20 protein-coding genes and 1 pseudogene are annotated in these 20,333 nt (G+C 63.1%); 15 read left to right on the forward strand and 6 right to left on the reverse strand.

Annotation, left to right across the window (positions count from 1 at the left end; all coding sequences use genetic code 11):
- Positions 1–40: 40 nt before the first annotated feature.
- The 5 genes from PR018_RS01435 to PR018_RS01455 are packed head-to-tail and all read left to right on the forward strand — an operon-like array spanning position 41 to position 4,461.
- Complete coding sequence (locus tag PR018_RS01435) at positions 41–1,045, forward strand: ABC transporter permease subunit (RefSeq protein WP_142824066.1); 1,005 nt, start codon at positions 41–43, stop codon at positions 1,043–1,045.
- Between the two features lie 10 nt (positions 1,046–1,055).
- Positions 1,056–1,946, forward strand: a complete 891-nt coding sequence (locus tag PR018_RS01440) for an ABC transporter permease subunit (protein ID WP_142824067.1) — start codon at positions 1,056–1,058, stop codon at positions 1,944–1,946.
- Positions 1,946–2,962 (forward strand): ABC transporter ATP-binding protein, encoded by a 1,017-nt coding sequence (locus PR018_RS01445; protein ID WP_142824068.1) that lies wholly within the window; start codon positions 1,946–1,948, stop codon positions 2,960–2,962. Before PR018_RS01440 ends, PR018_RS01445 begins: the two co-directional genes overlap by 1 nt.
- Positions 2,959–3,912: a peptide ABC transporter ATP-binding protein gene (locus PR018_RS01450; protein ID WP_142824069.1), complete on the forward strand. Its 954-nt coding sequence runs from the start codon at positions 2,959–2,961 to the stop codon at positions 3,910–3,912. Before PR018_RS01445 ends, PR018_RS01450 begins: the two co-directional genes overlap by 4 nt.
- A gap of 24 nt (positions 3,913–3,936) precedes the next feature.
- Positions 3,937–4,461 carry a gluconokinase gene (locus tag PR018_RS01455; protein ID WP_142824070.1) on the forward strand — a complete coding sequence of 175 codons (525 nt, stop codon included), beginning with the start codon at positions 3,937–3,939 and terminating at the stop codon, positions 4,459–4,461.
- A gap of 10 nt (positions 4,462–4,471) precedes the next feature.
- Here PR018_RS01455 and PR018_RS01460 read toward each other — a convergent pair.
- The 4 genes and pseudogenes from PR018_RS01460 to PR018_RS01475 all read right to left on the reverse strand — a co-directional run bounded on the left by PR018_RS01460 (position 4,472) and on the right by PR018_RS01475 (position 8,748).
- Positions 4,472–5,691 (reverse strand): annotated as a pseudogene (locus PR018_RS01460) (YeeE/YedE family protein).
- Positions 5,692–5,824: 133 nt separating this feature from the next.
- A complete protein-coding gene (locus PR018_RS01465; RefSeq protein ID WP_142824071.1) occupies positions 5,825–7,072 on the reverse strand; it encodes an NAD(P)/FAD-dependent oxidoreductase in 1,248 nt (415 codons plus the stop codon).
- A gap of 87 nt (positions 7,073–7,159) precedes the next feature.
- Positions 7,160–7,657, reverse strand: a complete 498-nt coding sequence (locus tag PR018_RS01470) for an isoprenylcysteine carboxyl methyltransferase family protein (protein WP_142824455.1) — start codon at positions 7,655–7,657, stop codon at positions 7,160–7,162.
- Positions 7,654–8,748, reverse strand: coding sequence for a type III polyketide synthase (locus PR018_RS01475; protein WP_257625665.1), 1,095 nt, complete (start codon positions 8,746–8,748; stop codon positions 7,654–7,656). The genes PR018_RS01470 and PR018_RS01475 overlap by 4 nt, the downstream gene beginning before the upstream one ends.
- 157 nt (positions 8,749–8,905) lie before the next feature.
- Here PR018_RS01475 and PR018_RS01480 point away from each other — a divergent pair, with 157 nt between their 5' ends.
- From PR018_RS01480 to PR018_RS01505, 6 genes are all read left to right on the forward strand, one after another.
- On the forward strand, positions 8,906–9,442 hold the full coding sequence (locus tag PR018_RS01480; RefSeq protein ID WP_142824073.1) for a tetratricopeptide repeat protein: 537 nt from the start codon (positions 8,906–8,908) through the stop codon (positions 9,440–9,442).
- A gap of 62 nt (positions 9,443–9,504) precedes the next feature.
- Complete coding sequence (locus PR018_RS01485; protein ID WP_224128232.1) at positions 9,505–10,158, forward strand: RNA polymerase sigma factor; 654 nt, start codon at positions 9,505–9,507, stop codon at positions 10,156–10,158.
- Positions 10,155–10,958, forward strand: a complete 804-nt coding sequence (locus PR018_RS01490) for an anti-sigma factor family protein (protein ID WP_142824074.1) — start codon at positions 10,155–10,157, stop codon at positions 10,956–10,958. Before PR018_RS01485 ends, PR018_RS01490 begins: the two co-directional genes overlap by 4 nt.
- Positions 10,959–11,103: 145 nt before the next feature.
- Positions 11,104–12,660, forward strand: a complete 1,557-nt coding sequence (locus tag PR018_RS01495; RefSeq protein WP_142824075.1) for a Ppx/GppA phosphatase family protein — start codon at positions 11,104–11,106, stop codon at positions 12,658–12,660.
- A gap of 13 nt (positions 12,661–12,673) precedes the next feature.
- Positions 12,674–13,393, forward strand: a complete 720-nt coding sequence (locus tag PR018_RS01500) for an RlmE family RNA methyltransferase (RefSeq protein ID WP_142824076.1) — start codon at positions 12,674–12,676, stop codon at positions 13,391–13,393.
- A gap of 65 nt (positions 13,394–13,458) precedes the next feature.
- On the forward strand, positions 13,459–13,842 hold the full coding sequence (locus PR018_RS01505; RefSeq protein WP_111217509.1) for a VOC family protein: 384 nt from the start codon (positions 13,459–13,461) through the stop codon (positions 13,840–13,842).
- A gap of 15 nt (positions 13,843–13,857) precedes the next feature.
- Here PR018_RS01505 and PR018_RS01510 read toward each other — a convergent pair whose 3' ends face one another.
- Complete coding sequence (locus tag PR018_RS01510; RefSeq protein ID WP_142824077.1) at positions 13,858–15,285, reverse strand: DHA2 family efflux MFS transporter permease subunit; 1,428 nt, start codon at positions 15,283–15,285, stop codon at positions 13,858–13,860.
- 286 nt (positions 15,286–15,571) lie between these two features.
- Between PR018_RS01510 and PR018_RS01515 the strand changes: the two genes are divergently transcribed.
- The 4 genes from PR018_RS01515 (at position 15,572) to PR018_RS01530 (ending at position 19,335) form a co-directional block, all read left to right on the forward strand.
- Entirely contained in the window at positions 15,572–16,444 is an 873-nt protein-coding gene (locus PR018_RS01515; RefSeq protein ID WP_142824078.1) for an MBL fold metallo-hydrolase, read from the forward strand.
- Between the two features lie 262 nt (positions 16,445–16,706).
- Complete coding sequence (gene guaB / locus PR018_RS01520) at positions 16,707–18,212, forward strand: IMP dehydrogenase (protein WP_142824079.1); 1,506 nt, start codon at positions 16,707–16,709, stop codon at positions 18,210–18,212.
- 3 nt (positions 18,213–18,215) lie between these two features.
- Entirely contained in the window at positions 18,216–18,782 is a 567-nt protein-coding gene (locus PR018_RS01525; protein ID WP_142824457.1) for a hypothetical protein, read from the forward strand.
- 136 nt (positions 18,783–18,918) lie between these two features.
- A complete protein-coding gene (locus tag PR018_RS01530) occupies positions 18,919–19,335 on the forward strand; it encodes an MAPEG family protein (protein ID WP_142824080.1) in 417 nt (138 codons plus the stop codon).
- On the opposite strand, the gene PR018_RS01535 is transcribed toward PR018_RS01530, so the two are convergent.
- Positions 19,336–20,235, reverse strand: coding sequence for a hydrogen peroxide-inducible genes activator (locus PR018_RS01535; RefSeq protein WP_142824081.1), 900 nt, complete (start codon positions 20,233–20,235; stop codon positions 19,336–19,338).
- Positions 20,236–20,333 lie beyond the last annotated feature (98 nt).

A 20,333-nucleotide genomic window follows, 5' to 3' on the forward strand; every position in this document is an offset into this window, starting at 1 on the left:
GGTCTCCTGATCGCCGGTGAATTTTTTGGATATATACGCCATGCTGCGCTTTCTCCTCGGACGCATCGCCATTCTGATCCCCACTTTCCTCGGGGTCTCGCTGATCGCGTTCTCCTTCATCCGGCTTCTCCCCGGCGATCCCGTCATGCTGATGTCCGGCGAACGGGTCATGTCCGATGTCCGTCATGCCCAGATCATGCACGATCTCGGCTTCGACCGGCCGATGTACATCCAGTATTTCTCCTATCTCGGCAACTTGCTGCACGGAGACTTCGGCACCTCGATCGTCACCAAGCGTTCGGTGCTCAGCGAGTTCCTGACGCTGTTTCCAGCAACGCTCGAACTGTCGCTCTGCGCCATTCTCCTGGCAATCTGTCTTGGCGTGCCGGCCGGTGTGTTTGCCGCCGTCAAGCGTGGCACCTGGTATGACCAGTCGATCATGGGCGTGGCGCTGGTCGGCTATTCCATGCCGATCTTCTGGTGGGGCCTGCTGCTGATCATCTTCTTCTCGGGCTATCTGCACTGGACGCCCGTTTCCGGTCGCATTTCGCTCATGTACTTCTTCAAGCCGGTCACCGGTTTCATGCTGATCGACAGCCTGCTGTCCGGCCAGCCCGGCGCCTTCAAGTCGGCAATGAGCTATCTGATCCTGCCGACCGTCGTGCTCGGCACCATCCCGCTCGCAGTCATCGCCCGCCAGACGCGTTCGGCGATGCTCGAAGTGCTCGGCGAGGACTATGTCCGCACCGCCCGTTCCAAGGGCCTGACGCCGTTTCGCGTCATCGGTGTGCATGCGCTGCGCAACGCCATGATCCCGGTCATCACCACCATCGGCCTGCAGATCGGCGTGCTGCTGGCCGGCGCCATCCTGACCGAGAGCATCTTCTCATGGCCCGGTATCGGCAAATGGATGGTCGATTCCGTCTTCAAGCGAGATTATGCGGTGGTCCAGGGCGGTCTTCTGCTAATCGCCGGCGTCATCATGCTCGTCAATCTGCTGGTCGATGTCACCTATGGTTTCATCAACCCTCGCATTCGTCACTAGGAGAGGCTGCATGAGCTCGGTCAGCACCAACACCGGCCATCCCTCCGCGCTTTCGGAGTTCTGGTACTATTTTTCCCGCAACAAGGGCGCCGTCATCGGACTTGCGGTGTTCCTTATCGTCCTCTTTCTGGCGATCTTCGCGCCATTCGTAGCGCCGCACGGCCCGAGCGACCAGATCCGCGAGAAGCTGCTGATGCCGCCGGCCTGGATGGCGGGCGGCGAGTGGTCGCATGTGCTCGGCACCGATGCCGTCGGCCGTGACATCCTGTCGCGACTGATCTTCGGCGCCCGCTTCTCGCTGTTCATCGGCTTGGTGGTGGTGACGCTGTCTGTTCTGACGGGCGTTGTCATCGGCCTGATCGCCGGCTTTTTCCGCGGCTGGCTCGACATCGCCATCATGCGGGTGATGGACATCATCCTGGCCTTTCCGTCGCTGCTGCTGGCACTGGTGCTGGTGGCGGTCCTCGGCCCCGGCCTCGTCAACGCGATGATCGCCATCTCGCTCGTCAACCAGCCGCATTTCGTACGCTTGGCGCGTGCCTCTGTCATGACCGAGCGCGAGAAGGAATATGTCATCGCCTCGCGGGTGGCCGGTGCCGGCACCATGCGGCTGATGTTCAAGACCATCCTTCCGAACTGTCTCGGGCCGCTGATCGTCCAGGCGACGCTCGCCTTTTCGGCGGCGATCCTCGATGCGGCAGCGCTTGGCTTCCTCGGCATGGGCGCCCAGCCGCCGACACCGGAGTGGGGCACGATGCTCGCCGAGGCTCGGGAATTCATTCAGCGCGCCTGGTGGGTGGTGACCTTCCCGGGTCTTGCCATCCTGATCACGGTGCTTGCCATCAACCTGATGGGCGACGGCCTTCGCGATGCCCTCGATCCAAAATTGAAGAGGTCGTGATGTCCCTTCTCGATATCCAAAATCTGACCGTCGAATTCCAGACCTCGTCCGGTGTGTTCCGCGCTGTCGATGGCGTGTCGCTCACCTGCGACAAGGGCGAGATCCTGTCGATCGTCGGCGAATCTGGTTCCGGCAAGTCGGTGGCGATGCTGGCGGTCATGGGCCTGCTCCCATGGACGGCGAAGATCACCGCCGATCGCATGATGTTTGACGGCAACGACTTGCGCGGCATGTCCGGTCGCCAGCGCCGCAGCATCATCGGCAAGGACATGGCGATGATCTTCCAGGAGCCGATGTCCAGCCTCAATCCGTGCTTCACGGTCGGCTTCCAGATCGGCGAGACCCTGCGGGTCCACATGGGTCTAGATCGCAAGGCAAGGCGCGCCCGCTCCATCGAATTGCTGCAGTTGGTCGGCATTCCCGCCCCGGAGGAACGGCTGTCGAACTTCCCGCATCAGATGTCGGGCGGCATGAGCCAGCGCGTGATGATCGCCATGGCGCTCGCCTGCGATCCGAAGCTTCTGATTGCCGACGAACCGACAACGGCGCTCGATGTCACCATCCAGGCCCAGATCCTCGATCTGCTCGTGCGCTTGCAGCAGGAAAAGGGCATGGCCCTTGTACTCATCACCCACGACATGGGTGTGGTGGCCGAAACCGCCGAGCGCGTTCAGGTCCAGTACGCCGGCCAGAAGGTCGAGGAGCAGCCGGTCAAGGAGCTGTTCCGCGACCCGCATCATCCTTATACCGCAGCGCTGCTGTCGGCACTTCCGGAACGGGCCGTCGTCGGCCAGCGCCTGCCGTCTATCGCCGGTGTCGTTCCCGGCCAGCACGACCGTCCGCCGGCCTGTCTGTTTGCGCCGCGCTGTTCGTTCGCGACCGCCGAATGTGATCGCGCGGTCGTCCGCCAGGGCGCCGATCTCGGCAATGCCCTGTGCAATTATCCGCTGGTCAAGGGCGTTCCGCTCAACCATCCCGGCGTTCGTGTCGCAGTATCTGCAGGAGACGTCCGATGAGCGGCGCCGTTCTCGAAGGGCGCGATCTCGCCCGCTACTACACCGTCAATCGTGGCATGTTCAAGCCGGACGCCACCGTCAAGGCGCTGAACGGCGTCAGCTTCAGCCTCTATTCCGGCAAGACGCTGGCCGTCGTCGGCGAATCCGGTTGCGGCAAGTCGACGCTCGCACGCCTGGTCACGATGATCGAGGATCCGACCGCCGGCGAACTGCTGATCGACGGCAAGCCGGCCCGTATCGGCGACCGCAGCCTTCGCAGCCAGGTGCAGATTGTTTTCCAGAACCCCTACGGCTCGCTCAATCCGCGCCAGAAGGTCGGGGCGATCCTCGAAGAGCCGCTGAAGATCAACACAACGGAAGATGCAGCCACCCGCCGCGCCAAGGCGGAGGCGATGATGGAGCGCGTCGGTCTACGGCCTGAGCACTACGACCGCTATCCGCACATGTTCTCCGGCGGCCAGCGCCAGCGCATCGCAATTGCCCGCTCGCTGATGCTGCGGCCGAAGGTGCTGGTTCTCGACGAGCCGGTCTCTGCGCTCGATCTGTCGATCCAGGCACAGGTGCTGAACCTGCTGATGGACCTGCAGAAGGAAATGGGGCTCGCCTATCTCTTCATCTCGCACGGCCTGTCTGTTGTGCGCCACATCGCAGATGATGTCATGGTCATGTATCTCGGCCGCCCGGTCGAGACTGGTAGCGCCGCCGATGTCTTTGCCCATCCGCGTCATCCCTACACCGCAGCCCTGCTGTCGGCGACGCCGATTGCCGATCCCGAGCGCGCCAAGACGCGCATCCGCCTTCAGGGCGAACTGCCGTCGCCGCTCAATCCGCCGACTGGCTGCCACTTCAATCCGCGCTGCTGGAAAGCGCAGGATCTCTGTCGGACAAACGAGCCGCTGCTTGACCAGGCTGCGGCGCATGGGTTTGCCTGCCATTTTCCGCTGGACTGAACACGAGTAACAGGACCGCATGCAATGAGTGAACCAATCGGCCCCCGGGCTATCGTCGTCATGGGCGTCAGCGGCAGCGGCAAGACCTCGATTGCCGAGGCAATTGCCGGCAAGCTGGTCTTCAAGTTCGTCGAAGGGGATGCCCTGCATCCGTCTGCCAACGTCGAGAAGATGAGCCGTGGCACACCTTTGACGGATGAGGATCGCTGGCCCTGGCTCGACCTGATCGGTGCCGAGATCGCCGCAGCCGTGGCTCGCGGCGAAGGCATCGTCGTGACATGCTCGGCGCTGAAGCGCACCTATCGCGACCGCCTGCGGCGCGAAGCCGGCGGCGCGCTTGCCTTCGTCTATCTCGAAGGCTCCCGCGCCTTGCTCAACACCCGCATGGGCGAGCGCAAGGGCCACTTCATGCCGACATCGCTGCTCGAAAGCCAGTTGGCGACGCTGGAAGTGCCGACCGGCGAACCCGGCGTGGTCACCGTCGATATCGACGACAGCATCGACGGCATCGTCGCTGCGGCAGTCAAGGGTCTCGCTGCAATCGGCTGACCAGAACTGGTCAGCCGTCTGCCCGCGACAGCACTCTGCGCTCGAAGAAGAAGTAGGGGCGGAGCCGCACGCCGAGCACGTTGCCGGCGAAAGCGGCAACGGCCCAGAGATAGCCGTGAAGACTGCCGGAGGCTATGCCGGAGAAATAGGCGCCGATATTGCATCCGTAGGCGATGCGGGCGCCATAGCCGAGCAGAAGCCCGCCGACGACAGCCGCAAGGATAGAGCGCAGCGGAATGTCGAGGCTCGGCGCAAACCGCCCGGCAAGCGACGATGCCAGCATCGCGCCGGCAATGATGCCGAAATCCATCACCGAGGTGACATCGGCAAAGACGCTGTCCGTCAGAGCTTTCGCATTGGCCGGCGTCTGCCAGTAGGTCCAGGCGGTCGGATCGATGCCGATGAGCGCTGCGCCCTTGGCGCCCCAGAGCGCGAATGCGGATGTGATACCCCAAGGACGACCGGCAATCGAAAGCGTCGCGAAATTCAGCAGGGCCAGCGCGACCGCACCGAGGACGAGCGGCCATGGACCGCGCAGCAGGCGCTGCAGACCGTGACGCCTGGCTGGCGCCTCGGTCTCGAGTGCCCCGTGCCGGCGCTTTTCCACCAGAACCGTCAGCCCGGCGATGACTGCAAAAATGGCGAGCGAGACCGCAATGCCGCCAACTGCGCCGAAACTCTGTACCAGCGAAATCGGTGGAAGCGCGGGCAGGCTCACCACCAGTCGAAGTTGACGGTGCCCAGAACCGAGCCGACGACAAAGAAGAACAGGGTGACCAGCATGCGGGCATTGCCGCCGCCAGCGGTAAACAGCGTGCCTGAAGCGCAGCCGCCGCCGAGTTGCATGCCGATGCCGAACATGAAGGCACCGACGATGACGCCGATCCCGGCCGGCGAGACCGAGCCCTTCACCTCATGGCCGAACAGCGACCCGCTTGCAAGGAATGGAAAGAACAGGATGACAGCGAGCGCCAGCAGGATCATCTGCACCCGCAGTCCGCGCCCGCGCCCATCGACGATAAACACCCGCCATGCGGAGGTGAAACCGAAGGCAGCGTGGTAGAGCGCAATGCCGAGTGCTCCACCGACGAGGAACAGCGCACCTTGGGCCGGGCCGTAGAAATAGCCCAGAAGCACTGTGCCCAGTACCAATGCGGCGAGCGATCCTACCCCCGGCGCTCCCAGCAGTGGGGCTTTGGTCTCGTTGATGGACGGCGAGGCGACAGACATGACATGCTCCTGATTGCAGGAAGCACTTTTACGCCTGTTCCTCTCCCGGCGAGAGGAACACTATTCTTCAGTTGTGCGAAAAAGCGAACGAGCATGCCATGACTGCGGGCAACGGGGACATGATTGTCGCCCCTCAGGGCCGAAAGCGCTCCGGTCCATAGGCCGAAATATCGATGAACGGCGCTTCCCCGGTGATCATCTCGGCCAGAACGCGACCGGTGACCGGGCCAAGCGTCAGACCGTGATGCGCATGACCGAAGCCGAACCACAAGCCTTGATGGCGCGGTGCCTTGCCGATGACAGGCATCATGTCGGGCGTGCACGGACGGGCACCCATCCATGGCTCAGGATCCAGCCGCTCGCCGAGCGGGAAGATTGTGCGGGCGACCTTTTCGGCGCGGTCGAGCTGCACCGGCGTCTTCGGCGCATCGCGGGATGCAAATTCGGCGCCTGTCGTCAGCCTGATGCCCTGGTTCATCGGCGCCAGAAAGTAGCCGCGCTCCTTGTCCAGCGTCCAGTTGTTGAGAACGGCATTGCCCTCGGTCGCATAATGCATGTGATAGCCGCGCTTGACGCCAAGCGGAAAATTGTAGCCCAGGCGGTAGGTCGCGGTGTCGGCCCAGGGACCGAGCGCCAACACGGCATCGTCGGCCTGCAACGGGCCTTCCGAAGTCATCACCCGCCAGCCCGATCCCGACTGGCCGAGCGAGGCTGCGTCGCCGCGCACGAACCGGCCGCCGAGGCTCTCGAAATAGCGCATATAGGCGTTGGTGAGCCCGGCAGGGTCGAGCACCGACCAAGGATCCTTCCATCGCAGACCGCCGACGAACTGGCCCATGATGTTCGGCTCGGCACGGGCGACGTCGGCGGGGGTCATCGCCTCGAAATCCACCGCGTATTCGCGCTTCAGCTTGGCGGCCTCGGCAAATTCCTCGTCGCGCTTGGCCTCGGTGCGAAAGATCTCCATCCAGCCATCCTTACGGATCAGATGTTCGGCGTCTGAGGCCTGGATCAGGTCGGCATGTTCGAGGATCGAGTTCTCGATCAGCGGCGCATAGGCCCGGGAGATCAATGCATGCCGCTTGGCATTGGAGTTCCACCAGTACTTCGCGAGGAATGCCAGCTGGCCGGGCAGGGCGCGCAGATGATAGTGGGCATCGATGCGGTTGTTCAGCGCATATTTCAGCAGCAGGCCAAACTGCTGGGGGAAACCATAGGGAACGACACCTTCGCGCTGGATCAGCCCGGCATTGCCGAAACTCGTTTCCTGGCCGGGCTGCTTGCGGTCGATCAGCGTCACCTGCCGGCCGCGGCGCTGCAGGTGGATTGCGGTCGATACGCCGACAATGCCGGCGCCAAGCACGATTGCGTCTTTTGTCATAATTCCCTGCGGTCGGTCAGCATTTTCAAACCCGGAAAGTGCCTGTCGAATTGCTGCGTTGCAAATAAAAAATGAGACCGTGCAAGCTTAAAGCATCGCGTCCTTCAATGCCTTGTTCTCGGCCTTGATGCGGACGGTCAGCATCGCCGCGTTGAGCAGCGAGAAAACGAGCGCAAACAGCGGCAGTCCGAACGCCAGCGGCAGAGCTGCGATCTCGCCGACGACGATCACATAGTTCGGATGGCTGAAGAAGCGGTAGGGTCCCGTGACGATCCTCGGGGTATTCGGCAGGACGATGATCCGCGTCGTCCATCGCCCGCCAAGGGTGGCAAGAATCCAGACGCGTAGCAGCTGCAGAACGGCAAAGACGGCCAGCCAGAACAGGTTGATGGGCTGGTTCCAGCCGAAGACCCACAGGCCAACCAGCCAGGCCGCGTGCATGACCACCATATAGGGGTAATGCTCCGCCCCGATCTCGCGTCCGCCTCTCGCCATCAGCGCCTTGGTGTTGCGCTTGGCGTGCACCAGTTCGGCCAGGCGCTGCAGGGTGACGAAGGTCAGGAGTGCAATTGCAGGCAACATCAGGCGACCCTCTTCAGCGTGACGCAACTGGCCGTGAAGCCCGGTCCCATGGCGACCATCGCCGAGCGTTCGGGCAGGCCTGCGGCAATGGCCCGTTCGAGCACGAAAAGCACGGTCGGAGACGACATGTTTCCATATTCGGCGATGACGGCGCGCTCGTGGTCAAGCGATCCCGGTTCCAGTCCGAAGGTCGCTTCCAGCGCGACCAGGACCTTGGCGCCGCCGGGATGGCAGATGAACCGGTCGATATCGGAAAGTGCCAGCCCCGAGCGCGCCAGGATCGAGGCGATTGCCGGACCCACCTCCGCCTCGGCAAATCGCGGCAGCGACTGCTCGAGGATGATGCCGAAGCCGGCGTCGTCGATCTGCCAGCCCATGATACCGAGCGTATCCGGAAATAGGTGCTCGCCCGTCGTCTCCACCTCGGCCAGCCCGCCGGGCCCTGCGCGCAGGATACAGGCGGCTGCGCCGTCGCCGAACAGCGCGGTGGCGATGATATTCGGCTTGGTCGGGGCATCCAGCCGGAACGACAGCGAACAGAGTTCGATGGCGACGAACAGCACGGTCGCCCCGGGCCGGCCCCTGGCCATGCGCGTGGCAATGCCAAAGCCCGAGACACCGGCAGCACAACCCAGCCCGAAAACGGGAACGCGCTCGATATCGGCGCGGAAACCCATCTGGCCGGCCAGCCGCGCCTCGAGGCTTGGCGTCGCAAAGCCGGTCGACGATACGGTGACGATGCAGTCGATATCGGCCGCCGTCAGACCAGCGTGATCTAGCGCCTTTGTGGTTGCCTCGACGAAAAGTGCGCTGGCGACCTCGGCATAGGCGGCGAGCCGGTCTTTCCAGGCGTGCGGTTCGGAGAACCATGACAAAGGTCTCGCCGAATGCCGCTTGGTGATCCCGGCATTGTCGAAGACGCGCGATAGCGGCTTGAATTCGCGGTAGCGATCCGAGAACAGTCGGGCGGCCATTTCCTTGGCTTCCGACTGCAAAATGACGTGCTCGGGCGTGGCAACGGCCAGTCCGACGAGCTTAACTTGGTCTGTCAAAAACTGTCTCCTTTGGCGCTGTTCGCGCGCTGCTGCCGACAACACTTGGTACGTTGAAATATTCGATGTGGGGCGATCACTTGGTCGTGAGAACAGGCAAACGAGTGATGCATGGAAATAGTTGCTCAGCCGTCGAATAATCCACCGGCCTCGGGTGTTCTCCTGCCGCAACGTTCAATTCAGCCAAGGAGACCTTCCCATGACGAACACTGCAATTCGCTTCGCAACAATCGCGGTCGGCGCCTGCCTGACCCTCGGCACCCTGACTGTGCCTGTCTTTGCCGCCGGCGACAGCGAGAGCGCGCCGCCGACCTGCAAGAAGGGCGAAGTCTACGACAAGAAGGAAAAGAAGTGCGTCAAGCAGTCCGGCGCCAATATCAGCGATGAAGACCGCGCCGACTATGCCTATGCGCTGGCCAAGGAAGGCCGTTACGAGGAAGCGCTGGCCATGCTCGATACCGTGAAGGACCAGAACAACGCCGAGGTGCTGAACTATCGCGGCTATGCGACCCGCAAGCTCGGCCGCACTGATGAGGGCATTTCCTACTACCTGCAGTCGGTCAAGCTCGATCCGAAATACGCCAAGGTCCGCGAATATCTGGGCGAGGCCTACGTCATCAAGGGTCAGGTCGATCTCGCCAAGGACCAGCTGGCCACCATCCAGTCGATCTGCGGCACCGGCTGCGAAGAGTATCAGGACCTGCATGAGGCCATCGAGCATCCTGCCAAGATCTGATCTCCTCCTCTCGGCATCGTCACGCCGGTCACCATCAACGGCGTCTGCGAAAGGGCATCCGCTTGTCAGTCGCTCCTTTGACATTTCCGCCCTATGGGCGGGTGACGGTTCCGGCCTATAGTCGGACAACAGCGCAGTCGCCGGCCAAACCGGCGGCTCGCAGCACAACCTTGCCTGCGGAGGATGCCATCGCCAGCGAAGACGACATCAGGGCCGGCCTGTCGCAGCATCTGAAGCGCCTCTGGCGCTATGCCATCGTGCTCTCGAGGCAGCGCGATGTCGCCGACGATCTCGTCCAGGCAACATGCGTGCGGGCCCTAGAGCGAGCCGGCCAATACGATCCCGGTACAAGGCTTGATCGCTGGCTGTTCGCGATCCTGCATTCGATCTGGCTGAACGAGGTGCGTTCGCGGCGGGTCCGGATGGGCCAGGGCTTTGTCGAGGCTGACGAAATCCTCGTGTTCGACGGCGCCGCGCAGACGGAAACGCATCTCATGGCCGTACAGGTCATGCGCAAGGTCCAGGACCTGCCGGAGGCCCAGCGGACTGCAGTCTTTCTGGCCTATGTGGAAGGCCTATCCTACCGCGAGGTGGCGACCGTCCTCGACGTGCCCATTGGCACCGTGATGAGCCGGCTGGCCGCCGCAAGGGCCAAACTCGCGGAGAACATGGCGCCATCGGACGGCGAGAGACGATCGAACGAGGAACGGCGATGAGCACCCGCGACAGAAATCATGGTCTCTCCGACGAATTGCTGACCGCCTTCATCGATGGTGAACTCGGCGCCGACGAGGCTGCAAGGGTGGAGGCGCTGATCGGCGCCGATCCTTCGGTTGCCGAGCGCTTCGACCAGCTCAGCCGCGCCGATCTTCCCTATGCCGCTGCCTTCGAGCCGCTTCTGGACGCAGCGCCGGGCGACCGGCTGGAGGCCATGCTCGCATCCATTCCACCCGTAAAAGCCAGTCATCGATTTACCGCCGCCATCGGCCGGCGCGGTTTCCTCGCCGCGGCAGCCGCCTGTGTCATTGCCGGCATTGCCATCGACCGTGCCGTCATCGGTGTCGATCGCCGATTGAACCAGCCGGGCGAGGGCGCCGAATGGCGCGCTGTCGTCGCCGACTATGTCGCGCTTTACAGCCCGGATACGCTGAGTGCGCCCGCAGGCGACAGGGCGGCGCAACTGGCGGAACTCGACCGGGTCGGATCGAAGATCGGCCTTTCCCTCAGCCCCGAGGCCATCGCTCTTCCCGGTGCCGATTTCCGTCGAGCTCAAGTGCTGCAATACGACGGCGAACCGCTGGCCCAGATCGCCTATCTCGACCCGGAGGACGGCCCGATGGCGCTGTGTATCGTCAAATCTGCAGGCGCTGCCGCAGGACCTGAAACGGAACGCCGTCACGGCATGAATGTCGTCTACTGGTCGGCCAGAGGACACGCCTTCATGCTGATCGGCCACGCCGACGCCGACCGTATGAAGATCGCGGCGGAGCAGGTGCGGGCCAGGCTTTCCGCATGAGACGGTAGCATGGTGGCTCAACCGGCACTGTATTCAAAAAGAATTTGGCGAAAGCCGCGCATGCTGGTATCCTCGCACCAACGAAAATCAAATGAGTGCCAGCTGCATGCCGTTACGGCCTTGCGCGGTGCGATGGAAGACACACGTGGAAGACCCCGACAGCGGCTCAAAGCCGCAAACAGGCGGGGCGTCGGTAGCAGAGCGTGGGAAAAAACCTTCCCGGCGCGCGAGGCGAAAGCGTGGCGGACCTCCGCGCGAAATAGCCTCCCCTGCGGAACCAGGCCCGATCAGCGCCGCTGATCCCGCCATGCGCCCCAAAGATAACAAAAGCACCCAGCCGCATGGCAAGCGGAAGCGTCGCCGTCGTGCCAATGGCGGCGAGCGCACGACCGTCGCGGTGGCCGATGCGACGATCCATGTCATGACGATTGTCGAGGCACATCCCGAGCGGCCGTCGCTGGCTCAGGCTCCCAAAAACGGTGCGAACCGACGCAAGCATCGTGGCAAGCGCGGTTTGCAGGGGCGTCCCCTCGCGCAGGAAAAGCCGGCACATGTGGTCCCTCCTGCCCACGGCGCCGCGAATGCCCGCAATGCCGCGCAGCACCATGTTCATGGCCGGCATCAGCCGCAGACGCATGCCGATCCGAAGCCTGCCGCCGACAGCATCGATCACCACCACCAGCAGCCGGTCGATCTCTATGCGGCGCTGGATCTCGGCACCAACAACTGCCGGCTGCTGATCGCCCAGCCTACGCGTCCCGGGCAGTTCCGCGTCATCGATGCGTTCTCTCGCATTGTCAGGCTCGGCGAGGGCCTCGGTGCCAGCGGGCGGCTTTCGACAGATGCCATGGACCGCGCCGTGGAAGCACTGCGCATCTGTGCCGCGAAGCTGAAGGCGCGCGATATCCGCCGGATGCGGTTGATTGCCACGGAAGCCTGCCGCGCCGCCGAAAATGGCGAGCTGTTCCTCGCGCGCGTTCTCGAGGAAACCGGTCTCGAGCTCGAGATCATCGACCGGGAGACAGAAGCGCGCCTTGCCGTCTCCGGTTGCTCCTCGCTGGTCGGCCCGGAAGCCCGCTCCGTGGTGCTGTTCGACATCGGTGGTGGCTCGTCCGAGATTGCCGTCATTCGCATCGACGATCACCGCTCCAGCCGCCTTGCCAACCACATCACCCACTGGACGTCGCTGCCGGTCGGCGTCGTCACCCTGTCGGAGCGTCACGGGGGCCGCGACGTCAGCCCTGTCGTCTTCGAGGCAATGATCAACGAAGTCGAGGGCATGCTCGACAAGTTCGATTGCCCGCCGTCGCCGCTTGCTATGCGCGACAGCACGGATTTCCACCTGATCGGCACCTCCGGAACGGTGACGACGCTCGCCGGCGTCCATCTCGATCTGCCGCGTTACGACCGTCGCAAGGTCGACGGCGTCTGGCTGTCCGACGACGAGGTGACGGCAATGCAGGCAAAGCTGCTCTCCTGGGATTTCGCCGGTCGCGCTGCCAATCCGTGCATCGGGCCAGATCGCGCCGATCTGGTCCTGGCCGGCTGCGCCATTCTCGAGGCCATCCGCCGCCGTTGGCCGAGCCCGCGCATGCGCGTTGCCGATCGTGGATTGCGTGAAGGCCTGCTCACCGACATGATGGCAGATGACGGGGTCTGGCGGCGCGGTCGCTCGCGCCGCGGCTATCGTCCGAACAATTGAAGGGGTCGTATCGATGACCAAACCACCCGTAGGTGCCAACCGCACCGGCCGCAAGCTTGGCCAGCGCGTCACCAAGAAGAAGATGAAAGCCTCGTCGCGCCAGTGGCTGCATCGTCACATCAACGATCCCTACGTGCAGCGGGCGCAGCTCGAGGGTTATCGCGCCCGAGCCGCCTTCAAGCTGCTGGAGATCGACGAGAAGCATCACATCCTCAAGGGTGCGCAGCGCATCATCGACCTCGGTGCGGCCCCAGGCAGCTGGTCGCAGATCGCTGCCAAGGTGACCGGCTCGACCGACGAGGACATCCGCGTCGCTGCGATCGACTTCCTCGAAATGACGCAGCTGCCGGGCGTCAAGATCCTGCAGCTCGACTTCCTCGACGAACACGCACCGCGCCTCCTGATCGAGGCGGTTGGCGGCCAGCCGGATATCGTTCTCTCCGACATGGCAGCCCCGACCACCGGCCATCATCGCACCGACCACCTGCGCACCATGCATCTCTGCGAAGTCGCTGCCTATTTCGCTATCGAAGTGCTGGCTGAAGGCGGCCATTTCCTGGCAAAGACCTTCCAGGGTGGCGCCGAGCGTGACCTGCTGACGCTGCTCAAGCAGAACTTCAAGCAGGTCGTACACGTCAAGCCGGCCTCGTCGAGGCAGGAATCCGTCGAGATGTTCCTGCTTGCCAAGGGCTTCAAAGGTCGCAAGGCGGATATCGAAGAAGAGACGAATTAAGCCTAGTTTCCAAATTATTCAAAGCATCACTATGAATAGCCAGTCTCTCTGGCTAATCTTTGCGGATGCTGCTTTACGTCACCATCGGAACCAACGATATCCATCGCGCCGGCGATTTCTACGATGCTGTTCTGGCGGGCCTCGGCTACAGGCGCCAGCGGGATTCGGAGGAAGAGATCGGCTATGCTGCCGATGGCGACAGCCGTTGCCGCCTCTGGGTGGTGATGCCCTTTAACCGGCGCGCGGCCAGCATCGGCAATGGCTCGATGGTTGCGCTGGATGCGGAAAGCCGCGCCGCCGTAGATGCCTTCCATGCGCAGGCGCTGGCCCATGGCGGCAGCGACGAGGGTGCCCCCGGCCTGCGCTCCTACCACGCCAACTTCTACGCCGCCTATGTCCGCGATCCCGATGGCAACAAGCTCAGCGCAGTCTGCGAGCAACCTTCCTGATCGAGGGCTGACGCGTTACTCTGCGGCGGGCGTCTGCGGCACAGCCAGAACCTCTGCCTTGCTGGGTCCTGCCCCATGGCCAGAGAGCAGTGCACCGGCGTTGCGGTCGAGGCGCAGGAACGGCAGCGTCGCGATGACGGTCAGCACCGAGAGCGTGAAGAAGGCGATGTGGAAATCGGCGACCTGCAGGCTGGTGCCGCTGAAGAAGGTCGTCGTCTCCAGGATCGCGGCGGCCACGGCAACGCCGAGCGCGAGGCTGACCTGCTGCATCACCGAGCTCATCGACGTCGCCTGGCTTGCCTCCCGGTCATCGACATCGGCAAAGGCCAGCGCATTGATCCCCGTAAAGAAGAACGACCGCGAGAAGCCTCCGAGAAGCAGCACGCCGATGATCACGAGGTGAGACGTCGTTGGCTCGAAGAAGCCGATGGCAACCGTGGTCATGGTCGTGACGCCGGCGGCCGTCAGCAGTGCGGTCCGGAAGCCGAAGGCGGCAAAGACGCGCTTGGCGATGAACTTGGTGCTGATCGCCCCGATGGCGCCGGCAAAGGTGATCAGCCCCGACTGGAATGGGTTCAGGCCGAAACCCAGCTGCAGCATCAACGGCAATAGGAACGGCATGGCGCCTATGCAGATGCGGAACAGGATGCCGCCGGTCACCGATGCGCGGAACGTCGGCTTCCGCAACAGTTTCAGATTGAGGATCGGCGACGGATGATTGCGGGCGTGGCCGACATAGAGAAGGCCGCAGACAAAGCCGATGACCACTGCCGAGATGCCGATATAGGAGGGCAGGGCCGGCAGGCTGATGACGGACATGCCGAAAACGATGCCGGCAGCAGCAAACGAGGTCAGCAGGAAGCCGATGATATCCAGCTTCGGCGGCGCCATGGCCTCGACTTCCGGCAGGAATATGGTCGCGAGGATAACGCCGACGATGCCGACCGGCACATTGATCAGGAAGATCCAATGCCAGGAGAAGTAGGTGGTGATGAAGCCACCGAGCGGCGGCCCGGCCAGCGGTCCCACAAGCGCCGGTATGCTGAGCAGCGCCATCGCTGACACCAGATCGCTGCGCTTGGTGGTGCGCACCAGAACCAGTCGTCCGATCGGCGTCATCATCGAGCCACCGACGCCCTGCAGGAAGCGCGAGCCGACGAACTCCAGCAGGCTGCCCGATGCGGCGCAGAAGATCGATCCGACGACGAAGACGCAGATAGCAATGCGGAAAATCCGCTTGGCGCCGAAACGATCCGCCATCCAGCCGCTGATCGGGATGAACACCGCGAGCGCCACCATGTAGGAGGTCAGCGCAAGCTTCAGCGTGATCGGCCCGACATGCAGATCCGCCGCAATCGCCGGCAGCGCCGTGGCGATCACCGTCGAGTCCATCTGTTCCATGAAGAGTGCGATAGCGAGGATGAGCGGGACGATGCGATTCATAGGCTGGTGCCTTGCATGGGATGCCGTCGTGGAGATGCCGCCTGGGCGGTAGCCGCTCTCTATTCCTCGGGACTTGCTCTGCCAATCCCCTAATAAGCCTGCTGTCGCTATCGGGATCACGTCTTCGTGAAATCGCTTGCCAACCTCGCTGCCTGTCTAGTTTTGACATGTGCCATCAGCATGAAAATGCTAATCGCACCGAGCCGCGCGAGTATGCATTTGACCTTTGGCCGGAAATTTCGCGCGCATATTTGGCGGCATTGCCGCACTGTAGGAGCAAGACTGTATGACTGTTTTACCGCTGCCGGAAATCAACCAGTTCAAACTGGGTGCGCTGAAATTCACGGTCATCAAGGACGGCGTCAGCATTCTGGATAGACCCTGGGAAACCTTCGGCGTCAATCAGAGGCCCGAGACGGTGCAGGCACTGCTGGCAGACAACTTTCTGCCGACCGACCGCTTCGTCAACAGCTATTCGCCGGTCATCATCGACAACGGCAAGGACGTGATCCTCGTCGATACCGGCTTTGGCGCGGCGATGCGCGAAAAGGGCGGCGGTCGCCTGGCGGCCGGCATGAAGACGGCCGGCTACGAACCGGAGAGCATCACCCGCGTCCTGCTCACCCACCTGCACGGTGACCACATCGCAGGCTTGATGGAAGACGGAAAGCCGGCCTTCGCGAATGCCAGCTACACAGCCGGTCGCATCGAATATGATTTCTGGACCGATGAGGCCCGGCAGGGAACTCCCGCTGAAGGCAACCAGAAAAGCGTGCTCGCCAACGTCGTGCCGCTGGCGGAGAAGATCACCTTCGTCAACGACGGCGATACGGTGGTGCCCGGCATGACAGCCATGCTGGCGCCCGGCCATACGCCCGGCCACATGGTCTTCCACGTGGAGTCCGAGGGCGAGCAGATCGTGCTGACTGCGGATACCGCCAACCACTATGTCCTGTCGCTGCAGCAGCCGGACTGGGAGGTCCGTTTCGATCTGGACAAGGTGCAGGCCGCCCAGACACGCCGGCGTATCTTCGACCTGATCGCGAAGGACCGCATCCCGTTCCTTGGCTACCACATGCCGTTCCCGGCGGTCGGTTTCGTCGAGAAAATCGACACCGGCTTCCGCTTCGTGCCGAAAAGCTATCAATTCGACTTCTGACGGCAGCCGACAGGGCAGAGCCCAAATGCCCACGTATACGTCATCCATGAAACTACGACCGGTGCCATCGGCTCCGGTCGTCGTGGCCTCTCGCCGCCTCATGCATAGCTGCGTTGCAACCGCGCGACTGCGTTTTGCTATTTCCATCGGTCCGCGGACGTGGTACCAGCCCTCGCCAACTCTTAATCAATTCTTGCATCACCGCCGGGGCGGATAATCATTCCGGGGGTGCTCCGCATTTTCTTAAAGACGAGGAATTGGCATGGCCCGCATCATTGAAACAGCAACTGGGCTCGAAGCCCTGACCTTTGACGACGTGCTTCTGCAGCCCGGACATTCCGAAGTGATGCCCGGCCAGACCAATGTCTCGACCCGCATCGCCCAGGATATCGAACTGAACCTGCCGATCATCTCGGCGGCGATGGACACCGTCACAGAGGGTCGCCTCGCCATCGCCATGGCTCAGGCCGGTGGCATCGGCGTCATCCACCGCAACCTGACCCCCGTCGCCCAGGCCGAGCAGGTCCGCCAGGTGAAGAAGTTCGAAAGCGGCATGGTCGTCAACCCGGTCACCATCGGCCCCGACGCCACGCTCGCCGATGCGCTCGGACTGATGAAGCACTACCACATTTCCGGCATCCCTGTCGTCGAGAGCCCAGGCAGCGACACCGAGAAGCCCGGTCGCCTGGTCGGCATCCTTACCAACCGCGACGTCCGCTTCGCCTCCGATCCAAACCAGAAAATCTACGAGTTGATGACCCGTGAGAACCTCATCACGGTGAAAGAAAATGTCGATCAGCAGGAAGCCAAGCGTCTTCTCCACTCGCACCGCATTGAAAAGCTGCTGGTCGTGGATGCCGAAGGCCGCTGCGTCGGCCTGATCACCGTCAAGGACATCGAGAAGTCCCAGCTCAACCCGAATGCCTCCAAGGACAGCCAGGGCCGCCTGCGCGCCGCCGCTGCCATCAACGTCGGCGACGACGGTTTCGAGCGTGCCGAACGCCTGATCGAGGCCGGTGTCGACCTGCTGGTCGTCGATACCGCCCATGGCCATTCGCAGCGCGTCCTCGATGCCGTGACCCGCGTCAAGCGCCTGTCGAATTCCGTTCGCGTCATGGCCGGCAATGTCGCCACCTATGACGGCACCCGCGCCCTGATCGATGCCGGCGCTGATGCCGTCAAGGTCGGGATCGGCCCGGGCTCGATCTGCACCACCCGCATCGTTGCCGGCGTCGGCGTGCCGCAGCTGGCCGCCATCATGTCGGCCGTCGAGGCAGCACAGGCACAGAACATCCCGATCATCGCCGACGGCGGCATCAAGTTTTCGGGCGATCTGGCCAAGGCCATCGCCTCCGGTGCGTCAGCCGTGATGATCGGCTCGCTGCTGGCCGGCACGGACGAAAGCCCCGGCGAGGTCTATCTCTACCAGGGTCGCTCCTTCAAGGCCTATCGCGGCATGGGCTCCGTCGGCGCCATGGCGCGTGGCTCGGCAGACCGCTACTTCCAGGCGGAGGTTCGCGACACCCTGAAGCTGGTGCCCGAGGGCATCGAGGGCCAGGTGCCCTACAAGGGCCCGGTCTCGGGCGTCCTTCACCAGCTCGGCGGCGGCCTGAAGGCGGCCATGGGCTATGTCGGCGGCAAGGACATCGCCGATTTCCAGCAGAAGGCGACCTTCGTGCGCATCTCCGGCGCTGGCCTCCGCGAAAGCCACACCCACGACGTGACGATCACCCGCGAAAGCCCGAACTATCCTGGCGGCGGTCTCTGATTGATGCAGCCGGACGGCGGGCCTCTGAAACGGTGGATCTCGGGCCTGGCGGCGCTTTGCATAGCGCTGGCAGCCTGGATCTATATGGGTTTCGTGCTGCCATTCCGGGCTGCCGCTGCGGGTCGTGATGTCCTCGCGATCCGCATAGCGGGCTACGAGGCCGCCGACGTCCGCGACATGGCGGAATTTCTGCGCACCCACCCCGATGCGGCGGTAATCCAGCATGGACTGGATACCGGGCCGGCGCTGGTCTTCGCGGTGGCGTCCGCAGCCCTGCTTTTCCTGCTCCTGAAGCGCGTCAAACCCGGCGGCATCTTTTTCGGCAGGCCGATTCCTCCGGCCGGCGTCTTCCTGCTGTTCTGTCTGCCTATTCTCTACGGACTGGTCGGCTGCGGTGAGACGATCCTCGCAATGTTGGTCTTCCCGCCGGCCGTAGCGTCAGAGCAAACGCTTGCATTTGCCTCCGCTGTCATGCCCGTGCTCGGGCGACTGAAGTTCCTGACGCTGGTTGTGGCCGTCATACTGCTCATCCGCTTCGCCGTCCTCAGCCGCCAGCCCGAACCGGATTGATAGGCCAGTTGCTGGGCTCGTGGGCAATCCGGAAGCTGTCGCAAAGTGATCGGCGGATACCCGTTGCAGGCGCTGGCAGGCGCGTGTTTTTTCGACTAGAGCAGCGTCATGTTCCCGCAGTTCTTGGAGTCGCTGCATGACCGGCTATGAAATGTTTTGGCCCTTGGTGGCGCAGACCGTTCTGGTGCTTATCCTCTACGGCCTGCTCAGCCTGCGCCGCTCTGCTGCCATGAAGAGCGGCAGGGCTAAGATGGAGCAATTCCGAGAAAATCGCGACGAGCCGGCCGAGAGCCTGGTGGTGCGCAATGCCATCGCCAACCAGTTCGAATTGCCGGTGCTGTTCTACGTCGTCTCCATCGTCCTGTTCATGACTCAGGCCGACAACCTTCCGGCGGTCGCGCTTGCCTGGTTCTTCGTGGCGATGCGCTATGGCCACGCCTATGTGCATGTCACGAGCAACAACCTGCGCTACCGCAGCCCCCTGTTTGCCTTGAGCTTTCTGGCGCTCGTCGGCCTCTGGGTATGGCTGGCGGTATGGCTCGCCTTTTCCTAATCAGCCTGCTACCGGTGCCGGGCTTGCCGCAATGACGGCGTCTGCCAGCGCCTGCATGTCGATGTCGCTCTGGTTATTGCGCCGCCACGCCAGCCCGATCTCGCGTGACGGCTGAGGCTCCGCGAAGGGGACGATGCGGATGCTGGTACGGCCGGTCTCGGTGGCGACGGCCATTTCGGGGATCAGCGTCATTCCCATGTCGTGCGACACCATCTGCAGCAGCGTCGTCATCGACGTCGCCCCGAAATTGACAAGGCTGCGCTTGCCGGCGCCGCAGACGGAAAGCGCCTGTTCGCGCAGGCAGTGGCCTTCTTCCAGCAGCAGCAGGCGGTCGACATCCACTTCGTTTTCGGTGAGCGGCGACATTAGCACATCATCGCCGTTCTCGGCCATCGCCATGAAGAACCGGTCGGTGAAAAGCGATCGGGTGCGAATGCCTTCGCCCTCGAGCGGCAGCGCCGCAATGACGGCATCCAGCCTTCCTTCGGCGAGATCCGCCAGCAGCCGGCTGGTCACCGCCTCCTTCAGTTCGATCTCGACGTTAGGATAAGCGCGGCGCAGGTAGGGCACGAACTGCGGCACCAGGTAAGGTGCGACGGTCGGGATGATGCCGATGCGGATCAGCCCGTCGAGCACGCCGCCCTCTCGCCGGACCGACCGCTCGAGCCGATCGACCTCATGCAATATGGTGTGGACATGGGTCAGCACCTCCTCGCCCTTGCGCGTCAGGATCGTGCTGCCGCGCGTGCGCTCCACCAGCTTGGCGCCGAGATAATTCTCCATCTCCATGATCTGCGCGGAAAGTGCCGGCTGGCTGATGTGGACGAGATCGGCGGCCCGGCCGAAATGTCGGGTAGTGGCAAGGGCTTCGAAATAGCGCATCTGGCGCAACGTCAGCATGATAGGATTTCCTGATCAAAAATGACATCTAATACGATTGGAAATTATCGAAAGTCAATGGGACAAGGTGCGACCGAACGTGCAGGAGGGTTCAACAC

This window comes from Rhizobium rhododendri (genome assembly GCF_007000325.2).
In the GTDB taxonomy this organism is placed as follows: domain Bacteria; phylum Pseudomonadota; class Alphaproteobacteria; order Rhizobiales; family Rhizobiaceae; genus Rhizobium; species Rhizobium rhododendri.